We start from the raw sequence: 26,714 nt of genomic DNA on the forward strand, positions 1-26,714 counted from the left end.
TCAGGCTACCTGAAAAAAATGATTCAAAACAATAATGCTACGAATTCCACTATTTACAGGTAGCCTTTTTCAGACGACCTCAAAGGTTACCTGTAAACCTCACGCGGGTGCTTTTGTATGCCAATCGCTCGCCAACTGTACTTGATGCGCTGCGCCAAGGATTTTAGCTTCGGAGAAGTGGTTGCCGATAAATTGCACGCCGATGGGTAGTCCGCTGCTACTGAAACCTGCGGGCAGGGTCAGGGCTGGCAAACCTGCCAAATTTACAGCGATGGTGTAGATGTCGGAAAGGTACATCTGCACGGGATCGTGGATGTCGCTGCCGAGTTTGGGGGCGGCGGTGGGCGCAGTTGGGGCGAGGATGAAATCACATTGCGCGAATGCCGTCTGAAAATCATTAGAAACAAGGCGGCGCAGTTTTTGGGCTTTCAAGTAATAGGCATCGTAGTAGCCGTGCGACAACACATAAGTGCCAATCATGATGCGGCGTTTGACTTCGCTGCCGAAACCTTCGGCGCGGGTGTTGCTGTACATTTCTTCTAGGTCGCTGAATTGGGCGGCGCGGTGGCCGTAGCGTACGCCGTCGTAGCGGGAAAGGTTGGTGCTGGCTTCTGCGGAAGCGAGGACATAGTAAGCGGGGATGGACAGGGCGGTTTGTGGCAGGGAAACTTCAATGGTTTCCGCACCTTGCGCTTTTAAAAGGTCGATGACGTTTTGCAAAGCAGCCTGCACACCGGCATCCGCGCCTTCGCCGAAATATTCTTTAGGCAGGCCGATTTTCATGCCTTTGAGCGGTTTGTTCAAATCGCGGGCGTAGTCTTCTTTGCTGCGTTCCAAGCTGGTGGAATCGCGCTCGTCAAAGCTCGCCATTGCATTAAGCAAAATCGCGCAGTCTTCGGCGGTTTGCGCCATCGGGCCGGCTTGGTCGAAACTGGAGGCGTAGGCAACCATGCCGAAGCGGGAAACCGTGCCGTAGGTAGGTTTGATACCGGTGATGCCGCAGTGTGATGCAGGCTGGCGGATAGAGCCGCCGGTGTCCGAACCGAGCGCGGCAGGAGCAAGGCGTGCGGCAACGACCGCTGCGGAACCACCGGATGAACCGCCTGGGACGTGCTCAGGATTCCACGGATTTTTGGTTGCGCCGTAGAACGAGGTTTCATTGGTCGAGCCCATGGCAAACTCGTCCATATTGGTATGGCCGAGCGTTACCATACCTTCGTCGAGCAGGTTTTGTACAACGGTGGCAGTGTAGGGCGAAACGAAATTGTCCAACATTTTGGAGCTGCACGCACTGCGCCAACCTGTTTGACAGAAAATGTCTTTGTAGGCGATGGGTACGCCGGTGAGCGCAGTAGCGTTACCTTGTGCGATGCGCGCGTCGGCGGCACGGGCTTCGGCGAGGGTTCTATCTTGGTCGAGGGTGATGTAGCCGTTGATAACAGAGTTCTGCGCTGTGATGGCGGCGAGGTATTCGGTTGCCAGTTCGACGGCGGAGATTTGTTTGGATTGCAGCAGTTGGCTGGCTTGTTTGAGGGTGTATTGGGTCATAAGAGTCTTTTAGATTAAATAAGTGGGATTTTAAATAGTTTAATGGTGTAGGCTGATTTCAGGGTCGTCTGAAAACATCAACCTATCAATTTTTGGTAAGCATCCGCTTGGTTGAGTTGCGTGGCGGAACGGTAAAGCAGTGATTGTTCGTCATTTTCATCATAATCATCAATATAAAACGCAAACAGTAATATACCGTTTTCGGCGCGGTTGCCGAACAGACCTTCTTGGTCGCATTGTTGTAGTGCGGCTATCAGGGCTGTTTCGTATTCGGTGCGTTTTTGCTGATAGGTGTCGTCATCATCTAGATTTTCTATGCTACGGTATGCAACTTGGTAGAGCTCGCTTTGGTTTTTCAGCCAGTCATCTGAAGCATTCTGGATTTCGGTTTTGTCTTCATAAAGTGTGCATCTACCATCCCAAATCGCCTGCAGGATGGTGCAATTTTTGTATTCTTTCTTGTGCTTGGCAGCAAAGGCTGCTAAATCCTGATGGGTAATTGCGGCGTTGCCTGCGGCAAAAAAATCGTCCACCAAATAGAAATAATACACAGCAACTTCTTTGCCTGCCTGTTTGACCTGTTGCTTGATGTGGCTGAAGCAGTGTTGGATATGGTTAACAGCGATGGAGTGCAGTTGTTGTTGCTCGGTGGACATGAGATTCCTTTGCTTCGTGCTTTTTATCTATTCGTATGCGAAACAGAACTGTCTTGTCACTATATACTTCAAATTACTCTTAAAAAACCGTACTTATTCTTTCAGACGACCTTCTTTTGGAAGACTTATTTTTTATCAAGCAAAATATTGGCATCTGACAATATTTGATTTAAGTGTTCAAATGCAGCCTGCCATGGGCTGTCAATATATGAAGAGTAGCCGTCGTCGTAGGTATTTGCCGTTATTTCCACGAGAAAACGGACTGTATTCAACAAAGCACGTTGTTGAGCAGCGTTGAGCAGCAGTTCATCAGTGTAATAGCTGTTCTCTAATGCATAAGCCAATGTGTCGGCAATTATACCGTCTGGGTCTTGTAATGCCCAAAGCAAGTAATATGGCAGGGCGAAATGCCTGCCTATACTATCCATAAATGTGATCGCGGAACAGGGATTAAAACGCGGGATTTCTCTTACGCGGTGTCCTTGAAAAAGGACATTTTCCCAATAATCCCGTTCATCTTCAGCGCGATAGCGGCAACGTTCCGGATTATTGGTATCCATCCAGTCATCCACGCAGTCGGCTTCCAATATTCCTATTCCGTCTTTCAGCTTGGTATCGGCAAATGCGTGGCAGACTTGCTCGGCGATTTCTTCGTATGCTTTATTCCACTGTTGAGCATATTCACGCAGGTAGCCCAGTATCTTGATGAGTCGCTTGGGAGACATTGTGCATACAGGCTCGGCACGCTGATGTTTCATAGTTAGGTCGTCTGAAAATATATGTTTAGTGTTCAAACATAATATATTTTCGATAAGTATTCGGCAGTACTGCAGCAAGGTCTTCCAGTGTCCAATCTCTGTCGTATTGACGGGTGGGGATGTTTAATTCCCGCTGCCTAACATCTTGCCATTCTATATTGGCCTTTTGTGCAAATTCGTCGGCAATTTTCTTGAATGCACGGATACCGATACATTTTCGTTTGCAATAGATTCGACTGGCTAAATAACGCTGCTCGGGATATTCATGTTCATGCCCCTTTAGGCTGCCACTGCAATAGTTTGGCGCAGCTTCGGTATCAGACAGCCGGTCGGCATCGTGTAAAACAGCAAGATATTTGCTTCTTCCTTGCAAAATCAACCAGTCGGCAAAACCGTAAGTATTGTATGCATGCCTACCACCGTATACTAAAGATAGTGCAGGCCAGATTAATTTATTGGGACCGGCAATGACAGTGCATTCGTACATCTCAAAGAAATAATGAAAGTACAACAAATCTTCATCAGGCAAAGATTCCAATAAGCGCATCAAGTTTTGGTTGAACTTTCCAATATCGCATGAATCAGGACGTGCTTGGTCGATGATGTTCCAAAAATCATTGGTTGTCATAGTTCCAATCATCCGTTTTGTTTTCAGGGTGACTAAAAGATCTCATCTAGTTTGAAAAACCTTTGGCTTCTATGGCAAAGCGTCGCAGGTCATCTATCATTTGACGACTGATTTCAGATAACCCATCCTCAGTACACCAACCGCGTAGCTGTGCCAGTATGTCCAATCTTTGTATGGCAAGCAGAGCAAGTTGCTGCAATTCAGGTTTCAGACGACCTGTAATTTTAATGCTGCCGAATGCTGTGGCGATAATCACTTTATCAGATTGATAAACTTCGATTTCTTGGTGTTTACACAGTTCTTCAATGCTTTCGGCAGTTTGGTCTGCTTGAGGCGGCAGGTAATCCATACCCCAATATTCACAAATCATTTTCTGCGGGAAAGTTAATGTATCCAGATTGTTATTTTTACGGAAGGCTTGTGCAAGCTCGTACAACGTATCGCTGCCTTCATCGCTGCCAAACGGAACCTCTTCATCACCGCAATCATAGTAGAGATCATCGGTTAAGTATTGGACGAAATGTGGATGCGAGGTTTTACGATGTGGACCGTAATCTTCAACGTCAAAATAAAGGCGGTCGATGAAATTAAAATCGGGGGCAGGTTTGTAGCCTTTTTTAGTCTTTTGTGCGATGAGTTTGTCAGCAGCTTTTTGGCACTCGGCTTCATCGTCGTATTCGGTAATTTGGAAACGTCCGGCAGTTCCAAGTTTGCCGAAATTAACCATGATGTCACTACTAGCGGAATCGATAATCCAAAATTTCTGGGACTTGTCGTCGGTATAAATGAAGGCTTGTTTCACAGAAATTCCTTTTCAGGTCGTATGAAAATATAAATGCCAGAATAAACACCTGCTTCGGCGAATTAAAACAACTGACATTTTTTATATTACGAGGCTGTACGCAGCTTCCACCATATTGTTACTTACAGGATAAATTCACACTATTCTTCAATTACCTGCGGCACGATATACAGGCGGTTGCGCACTTCCGGCGCGACGGCTTGATATTCGGCGGCATGGTCGGTTTCGGTAACTTTATCCTCACGCAGGCGTAGGGCGGCCTCGTGGGGGTGTGCCATCGGCTCGATACCGTCGGTATTCACGCTCTGCATCTTTTCGACCATAGCGAAAATGTCGTTTAATTCTGAGAGGGTTTTGCCTTTTTCTTCCTCGGTCAGTGAAAGGCGTGAGAGTTTGGCAATTTTTTCCACATCGGTTAAGCTTAAAGCCATAAAAAATCCTTGTCTGATAGCAGGCACCCCCTTATTTGGGGTATCATTGCATTCTTCTTCGATCAAACGAGGAATTATAACCGAAAACTACTCAAACGGCGTGTGATTTCGCCATGCGTTTCATACGGGGAGTGGGGAGGTCGTCTGAAAAGGTGCTGTTCCCATGTTTTTAATATTTTGAATAACAATTAAATAAAATCGGTGCTGGGCCGATATTCAGGTATTTTATGTTTCGTTTTTTATCCCGTTTTTTCTCCAACGATATCGCCATTGATTTAGGTACGGCGAACACGTTGATTTATGTGCGCGGTAAAGGCATTGTTTTGGACGAGCCGTCTGTGGTGGCGGTTCAATCGGGTACGGGCGGTAAAAGTAAGATTGTCGCCGTGGGTACGGAAGCCAAGAAAATGCAGGGGCGTGCGCCGCGCAATATTGAAATCGTCCGGCCTATGCAGGACGGAGTGATTGCCGACTTTACGATTGCCGAGCGTATGCTAAGCATGCTGATTAAAAAGGCCACGGAAGGTCATTCAGTCGTACCTCCGCGCGTAGTGATCTGCGTGCCGGGTGGTGCGACTCAGGTTGAACGCAAAGCGATTTTGGATTCTGCATTTGCGGCAGGGGCGTCATCTGTTCATTTGATTGAGGAGCCGATGGCGGCTGCTTTGGGTGCGGGTCTGCCGGTTGAGGATACTGTCGGCTCAATGGTAGTGGATATTGGCGGCGGCACAACGGAAATCGGTATTTTGTCTTTGGGCGGTATGGCTTACTCCGCATCCGTCCGCGCTGCCGGTGATGAATTTGATAAAAGCATCGTGCATTATTTGCGCCGTCATCGCGGTGTACTGGTTGGTGAAGCGACGGCTGAAGAGTTGAAGAAAACGATTGGCTCTGCCTATGGCTTTGCAACGGAAACCGCAATGCGGATTAAAGGTCGAGACTTGGCGGAAGGAACCCCAAAATCGTTGGCTGTTACTTCTGAGGAAGTGCGCGAAGCTCTGAGCGAAACGGTTAATCAGATTATCCGCGCCGTACGCCTTGCATTGGAACAAGTATCACCGGAGTTAGCGGGTGATATTGCCGACAGGGGTATTATGCTGACGGGTGGCGGCGCATTGTTGCACGGTATGGATACGGTTTTGGCAGATGCGACGGGACTGCCTGTCGGCATTGCCGACCAGCCTTTGAACTGTGTGGCTTATGGTGCGGGCAAAGCCTTGGATTATATCGGCAAATGGAATGCCGTTTTTGTGGATAACCCGTAAGGCAGGCTGAAATGGAACATTCTTCTTTACGATTTGACGAGGCAAAGGGCCAAAAGCTGTTGCCTCGTTTTATTGCGTATCTTTTACTGGGTGCAGGCATTATGGTGGCGGATGGTCGTTTCGACCTGATGCAACCCGTGCGCACGGCTGCAGCGGAGATTCTTTATCCGGTGCAGTGGCTGGCAAACCAGCCGGTACGTCTGTATCAATATATTTCCAACCAATCTCAATCACAAACCGAGCTGTTGGAACAAAACCGTCTCCTTTTGGAGGAAAACGGTCGTCTGAAAATCCAGCTTCAACGTGACAAGGTTAACTTGAGCGAATTGCAGGAGCTGAAAAAGCTATACGGCTTGCAACAAAAAGGCATCAGCAGTTTCATCGGCGCTGAAGTATTGTCCAGTGGCAAAGACCCGTTGTCCGAGCGTTTGATTATCAATAAAGGCATTGGCGAAGGGGTAATGGCAGGCGATGCCGTTATCGACCAAAACGGCTTAATCGGGCGGATTACCTTAGTTCACGCAAACAGCGCGGAAGTCGAGCTGATGGCGGCTGCGCAAAGTATCGTCCCTGTTGCCGTTGAGCGGACGGGCGAACGCAATCTCGCCTACGGCAACGGCGTGGGTTTGGATTTGCGCTATTTTCCGACAGGATCGGATTTGAAGCCGCAGGATGTTTTGATTACCTCCGGTTTGGACGGCATTTATCCGGCAGGCATTCCCGTAGCGCGCGTGGATAAAGTCGTCCGCGCGTCCGGTACGCCTTATTACGACACAGAACTGACCCCGTTTGCCGCCTTGCGCCACAGCCGCTTTGTTTTGGTTCTGTCTTCTTCCCATTCTTCTCAATAAATCATTCATGAACGATTTTGACGATTCCTACCGTGCCATGCCTGTCGGCGTGATTGCGGCAAGTTTTGCCGTAACCATGCTTGTCGATTTCATGCCTTTTCCCTTTGATGGTTTTTTCTGGTTGCCGGAACTGACCGCGCTGATGCTGCTTTATTGGTCGATGCACCATCCCCAACGTGTCGGTATGGGCATTGCGTTTTTACTCGGCTTGATAGTCGATGCCGCAACGGCAGCGACTTTGGGGCTGCACGCATTGTCTTATACGGTCATGGTGTATTTCGTATTGAACACGCGCCGTCAAATTATGCTCTACGGCCACATCATGCAGATTGGGGCGGTATTGGCAGCATTGTCCTGTCATCAGGCGGTATTGGTGGCGGCGCGCCTGCTCCTCAACAATCAAATCATCACTTGGCAAAGTTTCATTGCGCCTTTGGCAGGTGCGCTGCTTTGGCCTTTCTTGAGCCAGTTGATGCTGATGCTGACCAATTTCTATCGCGCCAACAGATAACGTGAAACCATGTCTATACTGAATATTCTGAAACGTCGTCTGAAAAATGGCGGTAGCGGTAAAACACAGACTGCAAAGGCGGCGCAAGCCGATTCTTTATTGCGTCTGCTGGTGGCGTTTGTCCTGATTGTGGTTTTGTTTGCCGCATTGGTGGCGCGGTTTGTTTATTTGCAGGTGTTCCGGCATGACGATTTTTCCGGACAGGCATCCAGCAACCGCATTACATTAATTCCGACCCCGCCCGTTCGCGGCGAAATCGTAGATGTCAACGGCGTACCGTTGGCAAAAAACTATCCCGTGTTTTCTCTGGAAGTCATCCCCAGCCGCATTGAAGGCAAGATGGAAGATGTCATCGAATCACTGCGGAAGTATGTCGATATTACGCCTACTGATTTGAAACGTTTTTACAAATATCGCGAAAGCTACCGCAAATTTGAAAACATCCCGCTCAAGCTGCGCCTGACAGATGAAGAAGCGGCGAAATTGTCCGTGCATCTGAATGAATTTAAAGGCGTAGAAGTCAATTCGCGCACTTTCCGCGAGTATCCTTATGGCAAGCTGACTTCACACTTTTTAGGTTATATCGGACGCATCAGCGACAAAGATCAGGAAATTTTGGAAGAAGAAGGCTTGACTGCGCTCTATCGCGGCAGCACCCACATCGGCAAATCGGGGCTGGAAAAATATTATGAACCGCAGCTTCATGGCGCGCCCGGCTATCAAGAAGTGGAAAAAGACGCTTACGGCAATATTGTGCGCGTCTTGAAAAACGTACCCTCACGCATGGGGCAAACTTTGCGTTTGGGCATGGACATCCGCATGCAACAAGAGGCGGATAAAATATTGGGAGACAGGCGCGGGGCGATTGTTGCCATCAATCCGCAAGACGGTACGGTGTTGGCTTTCGTTTCCAAACCTTCTTTTGATCCCAATCTCTTTATCGACGGCATCGACAGCGAAACTTGGAAAGCCTTGAATGATGACTGGAAAAAGCCGTTGGTCAACCGCGTAACGCAAGGTTTGTATCCGCCGGGCTCGACGTTTAAGCCGTTTATGGGCATGGCTTTGCTGGAAAGCGGCAAAATTACGCAAACGACGGTCGTTCCCGCGCCCGGCGCATGGAGCATTCCCGGCAGCCGCCACGTTTTCCGAGATTCCGTACGAAGCGGTCACGGTTCGGCAAATTTGAGCAAAGCGATACAGGTGTCGTCTGATACCTTTTTTTACCGCTTAGGCTACGAAATGGGCATAGACAAAGCATCGCCTTATTTAGCGCAATTCGGGTTCGGTAAAAAAACTGGCATCGACCTGCCCAGCGAATATACGGGCGTTTTGCCCAGCCGCGAATGGAAGGCGAAACGCTTTGCCAAATCGTCCGATCCTACCGCCAAAGAATGGCGCGCAGGCGAGATGGTCTCGGTCAGTATCGGGCAAGGTTACAACGCCTATACCCCGCTGCAAATGGCGCACGCCACCGCTTCGCTCGCCAATGACGGCGTGGTTTATCAGCCGCATTTGGTGAAAGAATTGTTGGATTTCGACAAACGCAAAATCACGCGTATCAATCCCAATCCCGAATACAAAATTCCGTTCAAACAAGACAATTTCGAATACGTCAAACAGGCTATGGAGAAAGTCTTGAAGCCGGGCGGTACGGCACACCGTATCGGCGGCGGTTTGGCTTACAGCATGGGCGGCAAAACGGGTACGGCGCAGGTTGTGCAAATCAAGCAGGGCGGTCGTTACAACGCCGCAGCCTTGCGCGAGCAACACCGCGACCATGCGTGGTTTATTTCGTTCGCCCCTTTGGAGAAGCCTGAAATCGCCATTGCCATAATTCTGGAAAACGGCGGCTGGGGTGCCTACGCCGCACCGCTTGCCCGCAGCCTGACCGATTTTTATATGCTCAACGTCAAGCCGCAGCAGTTTTCAGACGACCCCGACGCAGGCGGAATGCCCGAACCGCAACAACACCGTACACAACCCCAACCGCCGACCATATTCCAAAAAGCCTACGGTCTGAAACAGGAGGAAGCAAATCATGAATGAAACGGTCGGAATGTGGGCGAAAATCAAGCGCACCGTATCTGCTCCGATAGACCCGTGGCTGTTTTTCCCCATGCTCGCCATCTACATCATGAGCCTGTTTTTGCTCTATTCGGCGGACGGGCAGGATTTCGGCCAGCTTGAACACAAAACCCTGCATACGGTTGTCGGCTTCGCCCTGCTGTGGTTTGTCGCCTCGTTCAAGCCGCGTGATGCCGCAAAGGTTGCGTTGCCGATGTACCTGATTGGTGTGTTGCTGCTTGTCGCCGTCGAAGTCGCGGGCGTAACCGTCAATGGCTCTACGCGCTGGCTGGAGCTGGGTTTCACGCGCATCCAGCCGTCCGAAATCATGAAAATTGTCCTGCCCATGACCGTCGCTTGGTACTTCCAGAGGCACGAAGGTCGTCTGAAATGGTTCCACTACATCATCGCCATGCTTTTAATCCTTATCCCCGTTGCGCTGATTTTGAAACAGCCCGACTTGGGTACGGCGGTTTTGATTATGGCATCGGGCATTTTCATCGTCTTTTTCGCAGGCCTGCCGTGGAAAGTCATCTTTGCCGCCATCGTCGCCTTCGTTGCCGCATTGCCGCTTTTGTGGAACTACGGGATGCACGACTATCAGAAAACCCGCGTCCTGACGCTGTTTGACCCGACACAGGACCCTTTGGGCGCGGGCTACCACATCATCCAGTCCATGATTGCCATCGGCTCGGGCGGCGTTTGGGGAAAAGGCTGGCTCAACGGCACACAAACGCATTTGGATTACATTCCCGAGTCCACGACTGACTTCATTTTTGCCGTATATGGCGAAGAATTCGGTTTGATCGGCAACATCTTGCTGCTGCTGGTTTACCTCGTTATCCTGACGCGCGGACTACTAATTGCCGCCAAAGCCCAATCGCTTTACAGCCGTACGCTTGCCGGCGCATTGACCATGACCTTTTTCTGCTACGCCTTTGTGAACATGGGCATGGTGAGCGGCATTTTGCCCGTTGTCGGTGTCCCCCTGCCATTGGTCAGCTACGGCGGTACTGCAACGCTTTCCATCATGACCGTACTTGCGCTGCTGATGGGTATTTCCAGCGAACATAAAACCAAACGCCGCTACGAATTCAACGACAAAGCGGAAGTAAACGTCTCTACAAAAAACCAATAAGGGAATAAAAAATGGAATTAGGTGTAGAAATCGGCAAACTTTTGGTTGCCTTCCTTGTACTGATCAACCCATTCAGCGCGCTCTCGATTTACCTCGATTTGACACAGGATCACAGCACCAAAGAAAAACGCCGCATCGCCCGCACCGCCGCGCTCGCCGTCTTCATCGTCATTACCGTTTTCACATTGACGGGCGGGATGTTGTTGAAAATCTTAGGCATCAGCGTCGGCTCTTTCCAAGTCGGCGGTGGTATTTTGGTATTGCTTATCGCCATCTCCATGATGAACGGCAACGACAACCCTGCCAAACAAAATATCGGTGGAGACAAGGAAGAGGGCGTCGTACAACATATCCAGAAAAACGCCAAAGCCATCGCTGTTGTTCCCGTCGCTATTCCCATCACCATCGGACCTGGCGGTATCTCCACCGTCATCATCTACGCCTCAGCTGCCAAAAATTACAGCGATATTGCTTTGATCCTCGCCGCAGGTTTCCTCGTCAGTCTGATTTGCTACGCCATCCTCGTTGTCGCCGGACGAATCAGCAAAAAACTGGGTACAACAGGGCTGACTATCCTCAACCGCATCATGGGCATGATGCTTGCTGCCGTCTCCGTAGAAATCATCGTTGCCGGATTGAAATCCATTTTCCCGCAACTGGCAGGCTAGTTCGTCGGATTAGACAAGAAGCAAACATTGCTGCATATTTGTTTATCCTTGCCGATGTAAAAGGTCGTCTGAAAACAGGGTTTTCAGACGACCTTTAGTCTATTGGCTTTCTAAAAGCTCCAATATTTATCCAAAATACAATCGTCAAAACTACGAACTATTTATTGAGAGACTTGTTTTCAGACGACCTCGGCAACAGCAAAGAAGCAATCGCGCCCGCAATTGCCCCCATTATTCCGACTCCGGCGTATATTTGCCAATCCAATGTTGTTGAACGCTGATATATCAGCATCAACATACCTTCAGATGCCGCAATCGTAAGTACCACACCTGCCGCTGAAAGCAATGTAAACAACAACGTTCCTGCTACACTGCACCGCAAGTACAAACGTTTTGCGACAAGGGTACATAACAGCATGGCGGGTAGGCCATGGGCAGTAGAAATCAAAACATTGCCCAATATCTCTAAAACAGACGGATTTCCTTTATCTAAAACATTCATTTAAAGCAATAACAAAAACAACAGTACTTGCACGCCAAATACAACCAGCAGCAGAGCGGCAGATTTCCAGTATGCTTTAATTTTAGGCTGATTCATCATATTCCTTTTTTAATTTATAGTCATAGTGCAATGTGATTAATTTATCGATTCTAGTTTTAATCTGCTTATCCGCCAATATCGCACATGGATAAATTTATTCCGCTTGTTGGAGGTCGTCTGAAAATTTGGTTTCCATCAATGGAAATAGGAAATTCAGTTTATTTCTTGAATAAGAAGCTAAAAAATTTTGCCCTGAGTTTTCAAAAGCGTTACACTCCATGCGGCATCGAGAGTAGGGTGGCAATCTTACGACTTTATGAGCTGCCAAAATTGTTCAAGTATTTGATTTGAATGATTTCACCCTTTGAGGCAAATAACATCGATGCCAACTTATCCAACCACGCCGCTGCCGTCATTGCGCCGACAGTCAGGCAGTCAGCGTCATTGCGCCGCTGTAAACACGAAAGAACACACTATGACCATTTCTCCCGTCGCCTTGCGCCGTAAGACCGAGCGCAAGCCGCATCCGACCGCGCGTTATTGGAAAAAATGCGATGTCGAAGCCCTGTTCGGGCTGCCCTTCCTCGACCTCGTTTATCAAGCCGCCGAAATCCACCGCCAAAATTTCAACCCGCGCGAAATCCAGCTTTCCACCCTATTGTCCATCAAAACCGGCGGCTGCCCCGAAGACTGCGCCTACTGCCCGCAATCGGCGCACCACAACACCAATCTGGGCAAAGAACAGATGATGGATGTGGACGAAATCGTTGAAAAAGCCAAAATCGCCAAATCGCGCGGTGCAAGCCGTTTCTGCATGGGCGCGGCATGGCGCGGCCCCAAACCCAAAGACGTGGAGACGGTTTCCGCAATCATCAAAGCCGTGAAGGGTTTGGGCATGGAAACCTGCGGCACGTTCGGTATGCTTGAAGACGGCATGGCGGAAGATTTCAAAAAAGCAGGTTTGGACTATTACAACCACAACCTCGATACCGACCCCGAACGTTACAACGACATCATCCACACGCGCAAACACGAAGACCGCATGGACACCTTGGGCAAAGTCCGCAACGCCGGTTTGAAAGTCTGCTGCGGCGGCATCGTCGGTATGAACGAGACCCGCGCCGAACGTGCCGGACTGATTGCCAGCCTCGCCAACCTCGACCCGCAGCCCGAAAGCGTGCCGATTAACCAGTTGGTCAAAGTGGAAGGCACTCCGCTGGCCGATGCCGAAGATTTGGACTGGACGGAGTTCGTCCGTACCATCGCCGTGGCGCGGATTACCATGCCGCACAGCTACGTCCGCCTTTCCGCCGGACGCTCGGGTATGCCCGAATCCATGCAGGCAATGTGTTTCATGGCGGGCGCGAACTCGATTTTCTATGGCGACAAACTCTTAACTACTGAAAACCCCGACGAAGACGGCGACCGCCTGTTGATGGAGAAACTGAATTTGTATCCGCTGCGGTTTGAGCTGGAAGAAGAATACGAAGCGGCGCAGCAGGAAAACGAAACGCCTAAAATCAAAGTAGATTATTAATCCGTTCTTTCTTATATTTCCGATAGATCAAGGTCGTCTGAAAACTGTATAGTGGATTAAATTTAAATCAGGACAAGGCGACGAAGCCGCAGATAGTACAGATAGAGACCTTTGCAAAATTCCCCAAAATCCAGATAGTACGGAAAGGCGAGGCAGCGCCGTACTGGTTTAAAGTTAATCCACTATATTTGCGAAGCTAATGCTTCAAATACGGTTTTCAGACGACCTTTTTAATGAGATTTTAAGAACACTTTTCTGTATTGCTCAGATGCGTTTTATCGTGGCTCGACTTCAAATTAGACGGGGCAGAAGCCGCATGCAGTACCGATGGCCGTACTGAGGCAATGTTATCCGCCAAATTAAATGCATAAAAAACTGCACTTTGGCTGGCTGGAATGAAATCCAGCTAACAAAGTGCAGTTTGTTATTTTCAGACGAGCTCAACTATGTGTCGTGCTCCTTGTCAGATTCAGCTTTACGCTTTTTCTTTTTGGCGCATTTTTTCCGCCATCATTTCATGCAGCGTTTTCTTGGCAGGTTTCATCGGAACGCGGTTATCCGTCCAGCCCAGTTGCTTGCTTGGTGTCAATGCACGGAATTTGGTAGCCGCCCAACCGAAGGCGCGGTAAGTTTTGCTGCCGCTGAAAATGCCGTTGAATGTGCGCCATGCCATTTGTTCGCCGAAGGTATGCGATGCGCCTTGTCCGCGGATAGGATGCGGTACGACCTCGGTCGGCGAACGTTGTGCCTCGACACGCAGACGCTGCATTTGTTCGGTAATCGGAATGCGTACCGGACAGACTTCCACACACGCTCCGCACATGGTGCAAGCGGTTGGCAGGTCTCGGGTGGCTTCCAGACCCAACAAGTGCGGAGAAATAATTTCGCCGATAGGACCCGGGTAGGTTGTGCCGTATGCCGCGCCACCGATACGGGTATAAACCGGACAATGGTTCATACACGCGCCACAACGGATACATTGCAAGGTGCGGCGCATTTGATCTTCAGCATAGGCTTGGCTGCGGCCGTTGTCGAGCAGAACCAAGTGCATTTCCTGCGGACCATCCAGCTCTTCACTACGGCGTGGACCGGTAATCATGTTGAAATAGGTAGTAATGTTCTGACCGATGGCAGAACGCGGCAGCAGGCTGTACAAAGGCGGAACGTCCGACAGCTTGGCTACAACTTTTTCAATACCGGTAATGGCGATATGCACGGGCGGTACGGTGGTACTCAAGCGACCGTTGCCTTCGTTTTCAACCAAACACAGTGTACCCGTTTCAGCAACAGCAAAGTTTACGCCGCTCAAGCCGACATCGGCAGTGCTGTAAATATCGCGCAGGGCTTTGCGGGCGAAGCCGGTCAGTTGGTCTACGTCGTCCGTAAGCGGAGTTCCAAGGTTTTGGTGGAAAAGTTCGCTAACCTGTTCTTTGGTTTTGTGAATGGCAGGCATCACGATATGGGTCGGTTTTTCGCCTGCCATTTGGACGATAAACTCACCCAAGTCGCTTTCCACCGCTTTAATGCCTTTTGCTTCAAGATAATGGTTCAGCTCGATTTCCTCGCTGACCATCGATTTGCCTTTGACCATCAGCTTGCCGTTTTTGGCAGCAATGATGTCGTGGATAATTTCGCAGGCCTCGGCCGGAGTTTCCGCCCAGTGTACTTTTACGCCCAACTTAGTCAGGTTTTCTTCCAGCTGCTCCAGCAGGGCGGGCAATTTGGACAGAGAACGCTGACGGACGTGTTCGCACAAATCACGCAGGCTTTGCAATTCTTCTTCGTCGGTCAAAACGGCTTTGCGCTTAGTCATCAGCATATCCATCGCGGTACGCAGACTCTTACGCAAAGGCTTGTCTTGAAGGGAAATTGCGGCGTTTTGTTTGAAAGTTTCCGGCTTCATGTGGAACTTGATGGTTTGCGTAGTCATGCGTTTTCCTCCAAATCGGCAGGGGAAATGTGGTCAGGCAGGATGGCGAGGATGACCAAATCACGCGGACCGTGCGCGCCGTAAGCAAGCGTCAACTGAATGTCTGCGGTTTTGGACGGGCCGGAAATCAGGAAAACATTGGTCGGCATACCGTTTTCCACCAGTTTTTCACCTTCGACGGCGTTGTGAAATTCGTTATACATTTTCGCCGTATCAAACAGGCAGAAATGCACGGGCGGAACGAGGCTTAAAGTACGCGGTTCTTCGGGGCTGGAAAACAGCATCAGCGTACCGGTACGGGCGATGCCACATTGCGAGCCGCTAAAGCCTGCATCAATGTTTGTGAAAAACTCGGTTTTCCAAGTATCGATTTCGCGCTCGAAAGCAATCGGTTCGATATTACTGTCCACCAGCGCGGCTCGGGCGATTTGTCCGTGTTCGGTCGCCAACGGCAGCAAGATGTTTTTCAAACCTTTGCCTTCGGCAGCTTGACGGAATACTTGCGGCCAGCTGGTTTTGGTCACCCAATAAATTTCGGTTTTGACCGCACGCATAGCGGCAGCCCAATGTTTCAGACGCTCAACTTCGCTTCCCCAAGAAACACTCATTTCACGGTAATAATCAAAAACCGCAGGCTCTTCCATCGGCAATGCGTCGGCTTTTTTCAGTTTTGCCAAAATATTTTCGCGCGCGCTCATGCTTTGCCTCCGGTACGTTCCAGCAAGAAGGATGCGATGTGTTTCGGACGCGGCATATTCGGCTCGTCCTTAGCGATTTTGCCGCCGATATTCATCATGCAGCCGCAGTCAGCACTGATGATTTCGGTCGCACCGGTTTCTTTCAGCGCGGCAACTTTGTCGGTTACCATCGCGCCTGAAATATCCGCCTGTTTGACAGAGAATGTACCGCCGAAGCCGCAGCATTCGCTTTCATGGTCGTGAACGATGCGTTCAACGTTTTCCATCCCGTCAATCAGCTGCCAGCCTGAAATATGGACGTTCATTTCACGGCGGGCGGCGCAGGAAGTGTGGACAGCGACTTTGACAGGCTCGCCCTTGTCTTCAGGTTTGTAGCCGATGGCAAGCAAGAAATGAGTAAACTCAATGATGCGGTTGGCACAATCAACCGCTTTGGATTCGTATTCTGTATTTTTAAACAGGGTAGGCCAGTGATGTTTCATCATGCCACCGCACGAGCCGGACGGTACGACGATCGGCCAGTTTTCAGGGAAGAGATCGAGTTGCGCTTTGGCGACATCAAACGCCTCGGTCGGATGACCGGAAGAGTAGGCGGGTTGGCCGCAGCAGCTTTGCGCCATCGGGAAATGAACCCGAATGCCTTGTTGCTCGATTAAAGTAATGGCATCCATGCCTGCTTCAGGCATGAAAATATCGAGGACGCAGGTACCGAAGAAATAGACATCTGTCGGCTTGCTGTCGAATGTGGTGATTTTAGGTGGGGTGATTGCGCTCATTTTTTCGTTAACGGGAGTACCCGTTTTTCTTTGTATAAATAGATGGCTACTTTAAGTAATTGCATGTAGGCGGTCAAGTATAATTTTAAAAAATAATATTGGAAACGATTGATAGGTCGTCTGAAATACTGATTTCACAAATACCGATGTCTATATGAGAATAGATATCATTATATTTAAAGGTTGTTTTATTTATTAATAAATGAAAATAGATGATCCACCTGAAAACAGGGTGTGCTCGACAAAAAGGCATCTGAACCAAACTGATGCTTATCCTCTCGAAAAAAAAAGACATGAAATGGTTGATGATGGATGCCACCCACATCAAGGTTCATCCTCATGAAGCGAAAGCCAAAGGCGGCAATGAAGGCATGAGCCGTACAAAAAGGGGGCTAAAAATATCAAGCTGCACCTGGCGGTAGATGCCTACGGAATGCCGGTAAAATTCGTGTTAAGCAAAGGCTATAACAGCTTTTTATAGACATCCCCAAAGCCTCAATCAACACACACAAGGCAATAAAAAAGCTCTGAAACATTTATGTTTCAGAGCTTTATATATCTTGCAGAATACTGCTGAAAATTAGGTTTGGTGGAGGCGGGGGGAATTGAACCCCCGTCCGAAAGTCCTCTACAAAGCGTTCTACATACTTAGTCGTGTCTATTTAAAATCTCGTTCCTATCATGCCGACCGACAGGCCTTCTAGGAACCAGTTACCTTAAATCTTATTTCCCGCCAAGTAACCCGACGGAAAACCAGTCAATGTAAAATGACGTTGCGGTAGCTTGCGCTACACAGCCCATTGACCAACTGCTGCAACGGCAGGCCTTAAGCGGCCAGTGCGTAAGTTTCGTCGTTTGCGACTATTTAGATTCAGTGTTTTACGGGAAATCTGAGACCCCGGTATGCCCGCATCTGCTTCGCAACCCCCGTCGAAACCAAGATCGCCCCCAGATAGGAAAGGCTGATTATACGCATATCGTTATATTTTGCCAAGCTGGCAGGCTTTTAACTAAGTTGAATTTTAGTTGTGGTGGGGATTTGAGGTCGTCTGAAAAATACAGTGAATTCGTTTATAATACCGCTTTCCGATTTTGGGCCTGTTTGAGCATGAAAAAGGTTGAGAAGAATATCTTGGTTTTGCATAGTGCGGAGCAAATGTTTGAGTTGGTTGATAAGGTTGAAGACTATCCAAAATTTTTGCCCTGGTACAGTAAAACTGAAGTAATTGAACGAAAAAACAATGAGTTGAAAGCGCGTCTTTTTATGGACTATATGCGCGTCCGCCAGTCATTTGCTACGCACAATCACAATATACCCGGCAAGGAAATCCGAATGGATTTATTGGAAGGCCCTTTTAAAACCTTGCGGGGTACATGGAAATTTTTAGATTTGGGTGACGATATGTGCAAAGTCGAATTTAACTTGGAATATGAATTTTCCAACTCTGTCTTATCTGCCATGATTTCGCCTGTTTTTAGTCATTTATCAGGGGAGTTGGTTGACGCGTTCGTCAAAGAAGCGGATCGCCGTTATGCTTGAGATTGAGATTGTCTATGGTTTGCCTGACAAGCAAGTGTTGAAAAAACTGAATGTGCAAAATGGCTGTACGGTGCGTGAAGCGGTGTGTCAAAGTGGCCTAGATGAAATATTTTCAGAATTGGACTTGCGAACTGTTCCGCTGGGAATTTTTGGCAAATCAGTTAAAGATGAGACGCTTCTTCGCGATAAAGACCGGATTGAGATTTATCGCCCATTATTGATCGATCCCAAAGAGGCACGCCGCAAACGTGTACAAAATCAGGATTGATGTTTAACTTGGGTCGTCTGAAACCATTTTCAGACGACCTTTTATCGAAATTGACCGCATTTTTTGCGGAATTGAGAAATGATTATGTCGAATAAAATCAAAATGATTGTCGGACTGGGCAATCCTGGGGGGGAATATGAACAAACCCGCCATAATGCAGGGTTCTGGTTTCTAGACGAACTTGCTTGGCAATGGAAAGTGTCGTTTAAGGAAGAGAAGAAATTCTTTGGTGAGGTAGCACGGGCGAATCTGACCGGTGGCGATGTTTGGCTGCTTAAGCCCATGACTTTTATGAACCGTTCTGGCCAATCTGTTGCAGCACTCGCGCAATTTTACAAAATTAAGCCCGAAGAGATACTGGTGGTACATGACGAGCTGGATGTTCCTTGCGGCCGTATCAAATTCAAACTTGGCGGCGGGAATGGGGGACATAATGGTTTGAAAGATATCCAAGCCCGCCTCGGTACGCCCGACTATTACCGTTTGCGTCTGGGAATAGATCATCCGGGTGACCGCAACCTTGTCGTTGCTTATGTATTGAACAAGCCTAGCGCGGAACACCGCCAACAGATTGATGAAGCAATTGCTAAATCATTGAAAGCGATACCTGAAATAATGGCGGGCGAATGGGAAGAAGCTACACGTTTCTTGCACAGCAAATAAATTTTATGTTGCTTAGCCCCCTCTTTTGAAAAATTCCCTTATATGACTCAGATTTTAGAATTAATCCAAACTGAATCTGTCGGCGTAGTGGAAGAAACCCTTGATTTTCTTCTGTACGAATGCAGTATAGAGGACGCTCCGACAGCAGAGGAAGTTGAACAATGGCGCGACATATTAAACGGACGCGGCAACAAATTTATCCGCCTTGCGGCTATCTGCCAAACTTGGTTGGATGAGGAACAAAAATGAAATTTTACATCAATAAATTCAGCCTGTTGGCTATCGTTTGGTTTATTGCCGGCATCTATTCTTTAATTTTCAAAGAGGCAGGTAATACGCCGCCGCCGTTCCCCCATTTCGATAAAGTGGCTCACTTTGCTTTGTTTTTTGCCCAAATTTGGTTATTGGCAAAATCTTATATCCACGAAAAAGCAAAAATTCCATATCTCGGCTTGTTGATATTCGCACTTCTGTTTGCTGTTGGAAGCGAATGGGCTCAAGCCACTTTCACGACAACTCGCGAAGGCTCTATCGGTGACGGTATTGCAGATATGTTAGGTACGGGCGTTGCGCTATGGGTTGCATCAAAAATTAGATAGTGTAGTCACAATCCACAATCTACAAGACACAACCTTACCGAACATCAATGGCACCCGATTGAAAATCACCTGCCCGAACGCAAGGGCAGCCGAGGTGGTCAAGCAGTGGATAATCGGCAATTCATCAATGCCGTTTTCTGGATACTGCGTACCGGTGCACCCTGGCGGGACCTGCCGCCAGATTAAGGTAGCTGGAGCAACACCCACCACCGATTTATTCGTTGGCGCAACAAAGGATTGCGGTGTGGCTTAAGATATTGTGACTACATGACCTAGTAGCTCCTATTTCTATTTTAATACTTTATTAAGACCTAACAAATTTGTGTGCAATGCGAAGCTTTGTTGGTTCTGCTATAAAGTGGTTTGCTGATTAAACAATAAATAAAGGACGAGAAAATGGCTTTACCGATCCCAGATTTTGAACCTCCTAAAACATTGGCTGAAACCAAAGAATCTTGGCAGGAAATCTGCTGCGAGTTGGTTACTCCTATGCATGGAGGGGGCGTAAGAGAACGTGAGAGTGATGATAAATTGCCTGTTCGCGTAACCACAATTCGCGGGCAACTGCGTTTTTGGTGGCGATTATTGGCTCAGCAAAAATGGAATTTGAGTGGAAGAAGTTTACGTGAAGCAGAGTTTCGTTTGTGGGGTGGCATTGGTGAAGAGGCTGCCGCAAGTTTGGTATTTTTGCGTGCACAGGTACAAAACAAATTACAAGAAGCTTCGCTTTCTGATTATGCAAAAGGTTTGAACGATCCTTTAGGCTATGCCTTGTTTACAGCACGCAAGACGAAGACAGGACTACCTGAAATGAAATTGGGTAAAGAAGGCTTGCGATGGATAGTGCAATGGCGTTTGAGTGACAAGGCAAACGAAACGGATAAGCAGCAGGTTTTGGAAACCTTACGCTGGTGGGCGACTTTGGGAGGGCTAGGTGGGCGCACCCGACGTGGTTGCGGTTCGTTTAAGGCAGAAGGCATAAAACCAGTTTCAACTGACGAAATGCTTAAGTTGGGTTGTACGATTTTATTTTCAGGTGACTTAACAACTGACAGGAGAGCTTGGGTTGATGCAATTAATTTTTGGAAAGAAACGCGACGTAAATATAAAACAGAGTTTCGCCGACTGCTTGGACGTAATGACGAATATTCACGACATTTGGCAACCATATTCAGCCGTCCCGTTCATGAGAGTGGTAAATGGCGTGGCATGGTGATTATGTTGCCTAACAGTAGTTCGGAAGTAAAACAGATTTTGGAGAAAACGAAATGACTCAATACGTTTTAACCTTATCCATCGGTCCCGTACAGGGGTTTATCGCTTCGGCAAGACGGAGCCGGGATTTATGGAGTGGTTCTTGGCTGCTGTCCGAAATGGCGAAGGCTGCTGCAAAGAGTTTGTTTGAAGCCGGAGCGAAGATGGTGTTTCCATTTGTGGACGAGGCGACCAAAGACCGTTTAGAGCCTTGCGACCGGATGGACGATAATTTTTCAGTCGGCAACAAAATTCAAGTGCAGGTTGAGGTGGCTGATGATGCCGCCGTGCGCGATTTGGTCGAACAGGCGAAAGCAGCGGCGCAATCACGGTTTGAAACCATAGCACGGCAGGCACGACAGGTGCTGCAGGCGCGGCAGGATTTGAATGCGGCCTTGCGCGATGAAATCTGGCAGATGCAACTTAAGGATTATTTGGAAATCCAGGCTGCATGGGCGCGGATAACTGAAAAAGGTTATTCAGATGCAAGCCAACGTGCTGCATCGGCGTTGGCGGCACGTAAGGCAACGCGCGATTTCAAATCTACCGGCGCAAGCAATGCTTGGGATAAGCGTTTTATGCTGCCCAAATCCTCACTGGATGGCGCACGTGAAACCGTATTCCTGGAAAAAGCCAACGGAGATGCTGACTTGTCCGATGTAGCAAGGCGCAAGCTGGGTTTGAGCCGGTCGGAGCAGCTGGATTGTGCAGGAATTGTGAAACGTTTGGGCGGCAATAGCGAACAGTTTACGCCCGTTACCCGTGTAGCCGCAGATGCTTGGCTGCAAGGTTTGCCTGAAGATGAGTTACGCAACCTTTGCAATGCTTACGAACCTTTAATTGCGCTGAATTTAGCGACTCGTGTAAAGGGCAATCAAGGCATTTACGCAGATTTTCCGTTTGATGGGCAGTTGCTGTACCGCAACCGTTTGGATGCTGCTTTGTCAGACAATAAAAACAGTGCGGATGCATCAGAAAAATTATCAAAGTTGAAAAATGTTTTAAAAACGATTTGGCACAAATATGGCGAACCATGCAGCTACTGGGCGATGTTGCTGGCAGACGGCGACCGCATGGGCGAGTTGCTGGATCGTGCGAAAACGATTGAAGAGCATCAAGCGATTACCGAAGCATTATCTACATTTGCCGAAAGTGTACCTGCGAAAATGCGCGATTCCCGTGCGCAATGTGTGTATGCAGGCGGCGACGATGTATTGGGCTTTGTCGCATTGGATAAGGCGGTTGATTGCGCGGACGCGTTGCGGCAAGCATTTTCAGCCTGCCTGAAAAAAGTGTCAGATGTTTTGAAAGCAGAAAAAGCGCCCACATTGTCCGTCGGTTTGGCGATTTGCCACATCAGCACGCCGCTTGGCAATGTACGCCGTCTGGCAAAACACGCGGAAAAAGTGGCAAAAGGCGACAATTATCCTGCCGATCAACAGCGTAATGGATTGGGGATTACCCTATCTGTACGTTCAGGTTCGGACAGTGATTGGCGCGTGCAATGGAGTGATGAAGCAGGTTTGGCAGCATTTGAAAAATGGAAAAAATGGTATCGGGAGAAAAAAATCAGCAGCCGAATTGCTTACGACAGCAGAGATATTTTTATGCGGACCGATTTTTCCCCGTCTAACGATTTATCATCCGAATTACATCAAAATATCCGCCAAGCCGAGTTTGCCCGTATGTTGGACAAGGCACGCGATATGGAAGGTGGAAACTTGGACAATGAAGTTCAGGAAGCATTAAAAAGACGACTGAATGCGCGTCCAGACGCAGATGCATTAAATGTACTGGCCACCGAACTCATCATCGCCCGCTGGCTTGCAGCCAAAACACAAAACGATTTAGGACAGGAGGCGCAATCATGAACAGCTATTTTTTAGACGCACTTGCGCCGTTGGTGTTCCGCAGCGGCAAGCCATTTGGGGCGCAGTCGGATACCGATGATATTCAATTTCCTTTACCCTCCGCGGCAGCAGGCTTGGTACGCACGCAAATCATGCGGCAAAACGGTTGCGATTGGGACAGCAAAGCACAAAGCAATCGAGCCAAGTTGTCAGACGCACAAGTTGATGAATTACGCCAAATTGCCGTACAGGGCGCATTTTTAGCGAAACAGGATATTTCAGACGACCTGAGAATCCTATTGCCTAAACCTGCCAACGCCCTGTATTTAAAAAACAAAGAGACAGATAAAACCGAACTTGTCCGTCTCGCGCCTCAAGCCTTTGGCAGCGATACGGCGGCGGATTTCCCACATGCCGATTTATTGCCCGTACAAATCCAATCGCCCATCAAAGGCAAACCTCAAAGCGGCGCAACGTATTGGGATTTGGCGGATCTGCTGGCTTGGCAAAACGGCGGAAAATTAACGTATGAAGACGTAAACAAACGCGGCACACAATCGCTGCCGATTGAAACGCGTACCCATGTCGGCATAAACCGAGAAACGCTTGCAGCCGAAGACGGGCGTTTGTTCCAAACGGCCGCTTACGACTTTGCCGAATCTGCGCGGAAGCATCATCAGGGCTGGGAAAGCCACCGCTATGGTTTCGTGATACGCACGGCAGCCGATTTGCAAGATAACAGCGTAGTGCGTTTTGGCGGCGAAGGAAGACTGTCGCGACTGAATAAAATTTCAGACGACGTATTCAAACAGCCCGAATACGCATATACAAACGGATTGACGCTCACCTTGCTGACGCCTGCCTTATTTAACAAAGGCTGGCTGCCCGGCTGGTTGGACAGCCAAACCTTAACAGGCACACTCCCGCATACCAACCTGCAAGTCAAACTCCGCGCCACCGCCATCGACCGTTGGCTGCCCGTTTCAGGTTGGGATTTGCAGCAACATGCACCGAAAGCCATGCGAAAAGCCGTTTCGGCAGGCGCAGTGTATTGGTTTGAAATACAAAGCGGCAACCCGGCAGAACTCGCCCAAGCCCAATGGCAGGCATTCAGCGACAGCGAACAAGACCGACGCGACGGCTTCGGCATCGGATTGATCGGCCCGTGGCAGAGCATTTAATTTTCAGACGACCTGACAACCTATTTCACATTTAAAAACAAGGAAACCAAAATGAACACCCGAATTTTTCACCTACATGCCTTATCCGCCCTCCACGTCGGCACAGGTCAAGGCATCGGCGCAGTAGACTTGCCCATCGCCCGCAGCCGCGCCACCAATCTGCCGCTCGTCCCCGGCAGCGCGCTCAAAGGCGTATTGCGTGATGAAGCCAAAGAAAAATGGCATGTCAGCGAAGACGACATTCAAGCCCTGTTTGGCGCAGACAGCCAAGCCGACAAAGAAAATATTCATGCCGGCGCCGCCGCCTTTGGCGATGCACATCTATTGCTGCTTCCGATCCGCTCGTTTGCCGGAACAGTCGCCTTTGCCACTTGCCCCTTTATCCTGCAACGTTATGCACGCGATGTACGCGGGATACTGCCGGAAAGCCCCAAAGTACCCGCTTTAAAAGATAGCGCATCCGTACCGGACAACACCGTATTGCGCGTTTCAGGCAGCCAAATCGCGCTGGAAGATTTGGACATCGGCAGCGAAACCAGTACCGAAGCCAAACAATGGGCAGAACACATTTCCGCCACCGTTTACCCCGAAAACACGGCAAACAGCGAAGCATGGCGCGAACAGCTCTGCCAACGCTTCATTATCCTGCCCGACAGCACATTCTCCTTCTTAGCCGATACCGCAACCGAAATCCGCATGCGCATCAGAATCGACCGCGAAACGCGCATCGTCAAAGAAGGCGCGCTCTGGTCGGAAGAAAACCTGCCCGCCGAAAGCGTGTTGTACGGCATTTTAGCCATCGACAAATCGCGCCACAGCCGCAACGCCAAAAGCGCAGACGAACTCTCCGCATTGATTCCCGCAGGCGAGACCCAAATCCAAATCGGCGGCAAGCATACAGTCGGACGCGGCCTCTGTCGTCTCGTACTTTCAGACGACCTGACAAAAGGGGAATAACATGCCACACATCCGCTCGCAAAAATACGCCCAACGCGCATTAGGCTTGATTCAAAGAGTCAAAGAGAAAAACGAAAAAGTCAAAGAATACCGCACGCTTGCGCTGAATTTCCCCACCATGATCCTGCAATCCGGGCTTGCCCAAGCCATCGGCTTTTTACAAGCCAAAGGCAAAGAAGAGCACCTGCTCCTACTGGCGCACATTGCCGAATTGTTGGAAGAAAACGAAAACAGCCTGCACAAGAAAATCTTAGAAGCAGACTTACCGCATTACCAACTCCTCACGCGCCAAGCCATAGAAGCCGCCTCCAGCCTCAAACGCTACACCCAAGCCCTGCTGCCCAAACCCAAAGACGAACAAGGGGGACAATCATGACCATATCACTCATGCGGGAAAGCCTGAAAAAACTCATTTCAGACGACCTGAAAGACGCACACGCCGGTTTGCTCATGCAGCGCAGCCTGACCGAGTGGGACAAAGACAACAAACAAGCCAAAGCAGAGCTGATTCAAAAAATCGTCAAAATTCCCGCGCCCAAAAAAGACAGCCTGTACGCACTCGCCTTTACGCGCTGGGTGCAGGCCACTTCCGATACCGGCCGCTTCGCCATACTTGCCGCCGGCATTTCAGGCAGGCTCTATACAGGCCTCAACAGCGCAGGCGCACTGGAAACAGGCATCAGCACCAGCCACACCTACGGCATGCCCCTCATCGCAGGCTCCTCCGTCAAAGGCATCGCCCGCAGCCATGCCGAAAGCCTCGGACTGGATAAAGCCCACCTGACCGTATTGTTCGGCGACGACAGCGACTCAGGCAGCCTCAAAGCAGGCGCACTCGTTTGGCACGACGCATGGTTTATCCCTGCCAACACCCCGCCCTTTGCCGCAGAAATCATCACCACCCACCACCAAGACTACTACAACGGCAAACAGCTCGAAGCCGACGAAATGGAATCCCCCATCCCCAATCAGCAAATTGCCACACAAGGCAGCTTCTATTTCGTCATCGAAAGCGCACCGGGCGCGCAGGCATGGGCGGCATATGCCCAAAACCTACTGTTTCAAGCCTTGCAGACACAAGGCGCAGGCAGCAAAACCGCATCCGGCTACGGCTATTTTACAGTTGCAGATGACGATGCCCTTGGGAAAATCAAGCACATCCAAGAAGAGCAGCAACAAGCCCTGGCCGCGCAACAAAAAGCCGCCGAGCTTGCCGCCATGCCAGCGCATCAGCAGTTTATCCAAACATGGCAAGAACGAATGGAGGAGCAACCAAACAAGATCATAGGCAACCAAGCACACGACAAACTCTATCAAGAATGGAAGGCAGCCCTGCAAACCGCCGCAGAAAGCCCCAATTTCAACGCGGCAGAGAAAAAAGAAATTGCTGACGCGTTTGCCGTCAAAAAGATGATGGCAAAATACGCGAAATGGCTGACCGACAAGCGCGGCAAAGAGCTGAAACCCATCCTGGCGAAGCTGCGCGGCGAATAGATTTTCGGCTTTATCGAAGCCAAAGCTTTTCAGACGACCTAAAGCCGCAAAACGGTTAAAAATCGTTGTCGAATGCAAAGCAGACGGCTATAATCCGAAACAC

General features: G+C 49.3%; 28 protein-coding genes, 1 other RNA gene and 2 pseudogenes. 20 read left to right on the forward strand and 11 right to left on the reverse strand.

Annotation, left to right across the window (positions count from 1 at the left end; all coding sequences use genetic code 11):
• Nucleotides 1–99: 99 nt before the first annotated feature.
• From gatA to gatC, 6 genes are all read right to left on the reverse strand, one after another.
• Nucleotides 100–1,548 (reverse strand): Asp-tRNA(Asn)/Glu-tRNA(Gln) amidotransferase subunit GatA, encoded by a 1,449-nt coding sequence (gene gatA, locus HMPREF2572_RS09790; RefSeq protein ID WP_070498160.1) that lies wholly within the window; start codon nt 1,546–1,548, stop codon nt 100–102.
• A 77-nt stretch (nt 1,549–1,625) separates the two neighbouring features.
• Nucleotides 1,626–2,204, reverse strand: coding sequence for a DUF4303 domain-containing protein (locus HMPREF2572_RS09795; RefSeq protein WP_070498163.1), 579 nt, complete (start codon nt 2,202–2,204; stop codon nt 1,626–1,628).
• 125 nt (nt 2,205–2,329) lie between these two features.
• Nucleotides 2,330–2,962 carry a DUF6714 family protein gene (locus HMPREF2572_RS09800; protein WP_246827804.1) on the reverse strand — a complete coding sequence of 211 codons (633 nt, stop codon included), beginning with the start codon at nt 2,960–2,962 and terminating at the stop codon, nt 2,330–2,332.
• A gap of 25 nt (nt 2,963–2,987) precedes the next feature.
• A complete protein-coding gene (locus HMPREF2572_RS09805) occupies nt 2,988–3,590 on the reverse strand; it encodes a DUF4240 domain-containing protein (protein ID WP_070498221.1) in 603 nt (200 codons plus the stop codon).
• Nucleotides 3,591–3,636: 46 nt separating this feature from the next.
• Nucleotides 3,637–4,392, reverse strand: coding sequence for a WGR domain-containing protein (locus tag HMPREF2572_RS09810; RefSeq protein ID WP_070498166.1), 756 nt, complete (start codon nt 4,390–4,392; stop codon nt 3,637–3,639).
• A 140-nt stretch (nt 4,393–4,532) separates the two neighbouring features.
• Nucleotides 4,533–4,823, reverse strand: a complete 291-nt coding sequence (gene gatC, locus HMPREF2572_RS09815; RefSeq protein WP_003741352.1) for an Asp-tRNA(Asn)/Glu-tRNA(Gln) amidotransferase subunit GatC — start codon at nt 4,821–4,823, stop codon at nt 4,533–4,535.
• 227 nt (nt 4,824–5,050) lie between these two features.
• Between gatC and HMPREF2572_RS09820 the strand changes: the two genes are divergently transcribed.
• The 6 genes from HMPREF2572_RS09820 to HMPREF2572_RS09845 are packed head-to-tail and all read left to right on the forward strand — an operon-like array spanning nt 5,051 to nt 11,323.
• A complete protein-coding gene (locus HMPREF2572_RS09820; protein ID WP_070498168.1) occupies nt 5,051–6,088 on the forward strand; it encodes a rod shape-determining protein in 1,038 nt (345 codons plus the stop codon).
• A gap of 11 nt (nt 6,089–6,099) precedes the next feature.
• Nucleotides 6,100–6,939 (forward strand): rod shape-determining protein MreC, encoded by an 840-nt coding sequence (gene mreC, locus HMPREF2572_RS09825; RefSeq protein WP_070498172.1) that lies wholly within the window; start codon nt 6,100–6,102, stop codon nt 6,937–6,939.
• A 7-nt stretch (nt 6,940–6,946) separates the two neighbouring features.
• The gene (gene mreD / locus HMPREF2572_RS09830; RefSeq protein WP_070498175.1) at nt 6,947–7,450 is read left to right on the forward strand and encodes a rod shape-determining protein MreD; all 504 of its coding nucleotides are present in this window, start codon (nt 6,947–6,949) and stop codon (nt 7,448–7,450) included.
• Nucleotides 7,451–7,459: 9 nt separating this feature from the next.
• Nucleotides 7,460–9,499 carry a penicillin-binding protein 2 gene (gene mrdA / locus HMPREF2572_RS09835; RefSeq protein WP_070498178.1) on the forward strand — a complete coding sequence of 680 codons (2,040 nt, stop codon included), beginning with the start codon at nt 7,460–7,462 and terminating at the stop codon, nt 9,497–9,499.
• Nucleotides 9,492–10,655, forward strand: coding sequence for a rod shape-determining protein RodA (gene rodA / locus HMPREF2572_RS09840; protein WP_070498181.1), 1,164 nt, complete (start codon nt 9,492–9,494; stop codon nt 10,653–10,655). Before mrdA ends, rodA begins: the two co-directional genes overlap by 8 nt.
• An 11-nt stretch (nt 10,656–10,666) precedes the next feature.
• Complete coding sequence (locus HMPREF2572_RS09845; RefSeq protein ID WP_003741339.1) at nt 10,667–11,323, forward strand: MarC family protein; 657 nt, start codon at nt 10,667–10,669, stop codon at nt 11,321–11,323.
• A 157-nt stretch (nt 11,324–11,480) separates the two neighbouring features.
• On the opposite strand, the gene HMPREF2572_RS09850 is transcribed toward HMPREF2572_RS09845, so the two are convergent.
• Entirely contained in the window at nt 11,481–11,825 is a 345-nt protein-coding gene (locus HMPREF2572_RS09850) for a methionine ABC transporter permease (RefSeq protein ID WP_246827805.1), read from the reverse strand.
• Nucleotides 11,826–12,339: 514 nt separating this feature from the next.
• Here HMPREF2572_RS09850 and bioB point away from each other — a divergent pair.
• Nucleotides 12,340–13,401: a biotin synthase BioB gene (bioB, locus tag HMPREF2572_RS09855; RefSeq protein WP_070498183.1), complete on the forward strand. Its 1,062-nt coding sequence runs from the start codon at nt 12,340–12,342 to the stop codon at nt 13,399–13,401.
• 475 nt (nt 13,402–13,876) lie between these two features.
• Here bioB and HMPREF2572_RS09860 read toward each other — a convergent pair whose 3' ends face one another.
• Genes HMPREF2572_RS09860 through HMPREF2572_RS09870 form a run of 3 tightly spaced genes read right to left on the reverse strand, consistent with a single transcriptional unit; the run spans nt 13,877 to nt 16,805 of the window.
• Complete coding sequence (locus HMPREF2572_RS09860) at nt 13,877–15,331, reverse strand: LutB/LldF family L-lactate oxidation iron-sulfur protein (RefSeq protein ID WP_070498186.1); 1,455 nt, start codon at nt 15,329–15,331, stop codon at nt 13,877–13,879.
• Entirely contained in the window at nt 15,328–16,029 is a 702-nt protein-coding gene (locus HMPREF2572_RS09865; protein ID WP_070498190.1) for a LutC/YkgG family protein, read from the reverse strand. Before HMPREF2572_RS09865 ends, HMPREF2572_RS09860 begins: the two co-directional genes overlap by 4 nt.
• The gene (locus HMPREF2572_RS09870; RefSeq protein WP_019271230.1) at nt 16,026–16,805 is read right to left on the reverse strand and encodes a (Fe-S)-binding protein; all 780 of its coding nucleotides are present in this window, start codon (nt 16,803–16,805) and stop codon (nt 16,026–16,028) included. The genes HMPREF2572_RS09865 and HMPREF2572_RS09870 overlap by 4 nt, the downstream gene beginning before the upstream one ends.
• Nucleotides 16,806–17,089: 284 nt before the next feature.
• On the opposite strand from HMPREF2572_RS09870, the pseudogene HMPREF2572_RS15130 reads away from it, so the two are divergent.
• Nucleotides 17,090–17,268: pseudogene (locus HMPREF2572_RS15130) on the forward strand (IS5/IS1182 family transposase); the annotation flags it as partial.
• A gap of 124 nt (nt 17,269–17,392) precedes the next feature.
• Here HMPREF2572_RS15130 and ssrA read toward each other — a convergent pair.
• Nucleotides 17,393–17,755: a transfer-messenger RNA gene (gene ssrA / locus HMPREF2572_RS09875) on the reverse strand.
• Nucleotides 17,756–17,913: 158 nt separating this feature from the next.
• Between ssrA and HMPREF2572_RS09880 the strand changes: the two genes are divergently transcribed.
• From HMPREF2572_RS09880 to HMPREF2572_RS09930, 12 genes and pseudogenes are all read left to right on the forward strand, one after another.
• On the forward strand, nt 17,914–18,345 hold the full coding sequence (locus tag HMPREF2572_RS09880) for a type II toxin-antitoxin system RatA family toxin (RefSeq protein ID WP_070498224.1): 432 nt from the start codon (nt 17,914–17,916) through the stop codon (nt 18,343–18,345).
• A complete protein-coding gene (locus HMPREF2572_RS09885) occupies nt 18,338–18,613 on the forward strand; it encodes an RnfH family protein (RefSeq protein WP_070498193.1) in 276 nt (91 codons plus the stop codon). Before HMPREF2572_RS09880 ends, HMPREF2572_RS09885 begins: the two co-directional genes overlap by 8 nt.
• An 84-nt stretch (nt 18,614–18,697) precedes the next feature.
• Nucleotides 18,698–19,276, forward strand: coding sequence for an aminoacyl-tRNA hydrolase (pth, locus tag HMPREF2572_RS09890; protein WP_070498227.1), 579 nt, complete (start codon nt 18,698–18,700; stop codon nt 19,274–19,276).
• Between the two features lie 42 nt (nt 19,277–19,318).
• Nucleotides 19,319–19,525 carry a dioxygenase gene (locus tag HMPREF2572_RS09895; RefSeq protein ID WP_070498196.1) on the forward strand — a complete coding sequence of 69 codons (207 nt, stop codon included), beginning with the start codon at nt 19,319–19,321 and terminating at the stop codon, nt 19,523–19,525.
• On the forward strand, nt 19,522–19,875 hold the full coding sequence (locus HMPREF2572_RS09900) for a VanZ family protein (RefSeq protein WP_070498199.1): 354 nt from the start codon (nt 19,522–19,524) through the stop codon (nt 19,873–19,875). Before HMPREF2572_RS09895 ends, HMPREF2572_RS09900 begins: the two co-directional genes overlap by 4 nt.
• 57 nt (nt 19,876–19,932) lie before the next feature.
• Nucleotides 19,933–20,132, forward strand: a pseudogene (locus HMPREF2572_RS15135) (transposase); the annotation flags it as partial.
• 139 nt (nt 20,133–20,271) lie between these two features.
• Entirely contained in the window at nt 20,272–21,147 is an 876-nt protein-coding gene (gene cmr1, locus HMPREF2572_RS09905) for a type III-B CRISPR module RAMP protein Cmr1 (RefSeq protein ID WP_083294223.1), read from the forward strand.
• Complete coding sequence (gene cas10, locus HMPREF2572_RS09910; protein ID WP_070498202.1) at nt 21,144–23,000, forward strand: type III-B CRISPR-associated protein Cas10/Cmr2; 1,857 nt, start codon at nt 21,144–21,146, stop codon at nt 22,998–23,000. Before cmr1 ends, cas10 begins: the two co-directional genes overlap by 4 nt.
• Nucleotides 22,997–24,160 carry a type III-B CRISPR module-associated Cmr3 family protein gene (locus HMPREF2572_RS09915; RefSeq protein WP_070498206.1) on the forward strand — a complete coding sequence of 388 codons (1,164 nt, stop codon included), beginning with the start codon at nt 22,997–22,999 and terminating at the stop codon, nt 24,158–24,160. The genes cas10 and HMPREF2572_RS09915 overlap by 4 nt, the downstream gene beginning before the upstream one ends.
• 51 nt (nt 24,161–24,211) lie before the next feature.
• Nucleotides 24,212–25,117: a type III-B CRISPR module RAMP protein Cmr4 gene (gene cmr4 / locus HMPREF2572_RS09920; protein WP_070498209.1), complete on the forward strand. Its 906-nt coding sequence runs from the start codon at nt 24,212–24,214 to the stop codon at nt 25,115–25,117.
• Nucleotide 25,118: 1 nt separating this feature from the next.
• Complete coding sequence (gene cmr5, locus HMPREF2572_RS09925; protein ID WP_003762295.1) at nt 25,119–25,493, forward strand: type III-B CRISPR module-associated protein Cmr5; 375 nt, start codon at nt 25,119–25,121, stop codon at nt 25,491–25,493.
• Nucleotides 25,490–26,611: an RAMP superfamily CRISPR-associated protein gene (locus HMPREF2572_RS09930; protein ID WP_070498212.1), complete on the forward strand. Its 1,122-nt coding sequence runs from the start codon at nt 25,490–25,492 to the stop codon at nt 26,609–26,611. The genes cmr5 and HMPREF2572_RS09930 overlap by 4 nt, the downstream gene beginning before the upstream one ends.
• The last annotated feature ends 103 nt before the right edge of the window (nt 26,612–26,714 follow it).

It is taken from the genome of Neisseria sp. HMSC064E01 (genome assembly GCF_001808875.1).
In the GTDB taxonomy this organism is placed as follows: Bacteria; Pseudomonadota; Gammaproteobacteria; order Burkholderiales; family Neisseriaceae; genus Neisseria; species Neisseria sicca_A.

What these genes read in the sequence shown, in the direction of transcription:
- pth (WP_070498227.1), top strand. Translation starts at nt 18,698, where the DNA reads ATGTCGAATAAAATCAAAATGATTGTCGGACTGGGCAATCCTGGGGGG.
- HMPREF2572_RS09930 (WP_070498212.1), top strand. Translation starts at nt 25,490, where the DNA reads ATGACCATATCACTCATGCGGGAAAGCCTGAAAAAACTCATTTCAGAC.
- rodA (WP_070498181.1), top strand. Translation starts at nt 9,492, where the DNA reads ATGAATGAAACGGTCGGAATGTGGGCGAAAATCAAGCGCACCGTATCT.
- mreC (WP_070498172.1), top strand. Translation starts at nt 6,100, where the DNA reads ATGGAACATTCTTCTTTACGATTTGACGAGGCAAAGGGCCAAAAGCTG.
- HMPREF2572_RS09850 (WP_246827805.1), bottom strand. Translation starts at nt 11,825, where the DNA reads ATGAATGTTTTAGATAAAGGAAATCCGTCTGTTTTAGAGATATTGGGC.
- HMPREF2572_RS09900 (WP_070498199.1), top strand. Translation starts at nt 19,522, where the DNA reads ATGAAATTTTACATCAATAAATTCAGCCTGTTGGCTATCGTTTGGTTT.
- bioB (WP_070498183.1), top strand. Translation starts at nt 12,340, where the DNA reads ATGACCATTTCTCCCGTCGCCTTGCGCCGTAAGACCGAGCGCAAGCCG.
- HMPREF2572_RS09895 (WP_070498196.1), top strand. Translation starts at nt 19,319, where the DNA reads ATGACTCAGATTTTAGAATTAATCCAAACTGAATCTGTCGGCGTAGTG.
- mreD (WP_070498175.1), top strand. Translation starts at nt 6,947, where the DNA reads ATGAACGATTTTGACGATTCCTACCGTGCCATGCCTGTCGGCGTGATT.
- HMPREF2572_RS09845 (WP_003741339.1), top strand. Translation starts at nt 10,667, where the DNA reads ATGGAATTAGGTGTAGAAATCGGCAAACTTTTGGTTGCCTTCCTTGTA.
- HMPREF2572_RS09860 (WP_070498186.1), bottom strand. Translation starts at nt 15,331, where the DNA reads ATGACTACGCAAACCATCAAGTTCCACATGAAGCCGGAAACTTTCAAA.
- HMPREF2572_RS09820 (WP_070498168.1), top strand. Translation starts at nt 5,051, where the DNA reads ATGTTTCGTTTTTTATCCCGTTTTTTCTCCAACGATATCGCCATTGAT.
- cas10 (WP_070498202.1), top strand. Translation starts at nt 21,144, where the DNA reads ATGACTCAATACGTTTTAACCTTATCCATCGGTCCCGTACAGGGGTTT.
- HMPREF2572_RS09800 (WP_246827804.1), bottom strand. Translation starts at nt 2,962, where the DNA reads ATGAAACATCAGCGTGCCGAGCCTGTATGCACAATGTCTCCCAAGCGA.
- HMPREF2572_RS09870 (WP_019271230.1), bottom strand. Translation starts at nt 16,805, where the DNA reads ATGAGCGCAATCACCCCACCTAAAATCACCACATTCGACAGCAAGCCG.
- HMPREF2572_RS09915 (WP_070498206.1), top strand. Translation starts at nt 22,997, where the DNA reads ATGAACAGCTATTTTTTAGACGCACTTGCGCCGTTGGTGTTCCGCAGC.
- HMPREF2572_RS09880 (WP_070498224.1), top strand. Translation starts at nt 17,914, where the DNA reads ATGAAAAAGGTTGAGAAGAATATCTTGGTTTTGCATAGTGCGGAGCAA.
- cmr5 (WP_003762295.1), top strand. Translation starts at nt 25,119, where the DNA reads ATGCCACACATCCGCTCGCAAAAATACGCCCAACGCGCATTAGGCTTG.
- HMPREF2572_RS09805 (WP_070498221.1), bottom strand. Translation starts at nt 3,590, where the DNA reads ATGACAACCAATGATTTTTGGAACATCATCGACCAAGCACGTCCTGAT.
- gatC (WP_003741352.1), bottom strand. Translation starts at nt 4,823, where the DNA reads ATGGCTTTAAGCTTAACCGATGTGGAAAAAATTGCCAAACTCTCACGC.
- HMPREF2572_RS09865 (WP_070498190.1), bottom strand. Translation starts at nt 16,029, where the DNA reads ATGAGCGCGCGCGAAAATATTTTGGCAAAACTGAAAAAAGCCGACGCA.
- HMPREF2572_RS09795 (WP_070498163.1), bottom strand. Translation starts at nt 2,204, where the DNA reads ATGTCCACCGAGCAACAACAACTGCACTCCATCGCTGTTAACCATATC.
- cmr4 (WP_070498209.1), top strand. Translation starts at nt 24,212, where the DNA reads ATGAACACCCGAATTTTTCACCTACATGCCTTATCCGCCCTCCACGTC.
- HMPREF2572_RS09885 (WP_070498193.1), top strand. Translation starts at nt 18,338, where the DNA reads ATGCTTGAGATTGAGATTGTCTATGGTTTGCCTGACAAGCAAGTGTTG.
- mrdA (WP_070498178.1), top strand. Translation starts at nt 7,460, where the DNA reads ATGTCTATACTGAATATTCTGAAACGTCGTCTGAAAAATGGCGGTAGC.
- cmr1 (WP_083294223.1), top strand. Translation starts at nt 20,272, where the DNA reads ATGGCTTTACCGATCCCAGATTTTGAACCTCCTAAAACATTGGCTGAA.
- gatA (WP_070498160.1), bottom strand. Translation starts at nt 1,548, where the DNA reads ATGACCCAATACACCCTCAAACAAGCCAGCCAACTGCTGCAATCCAAA.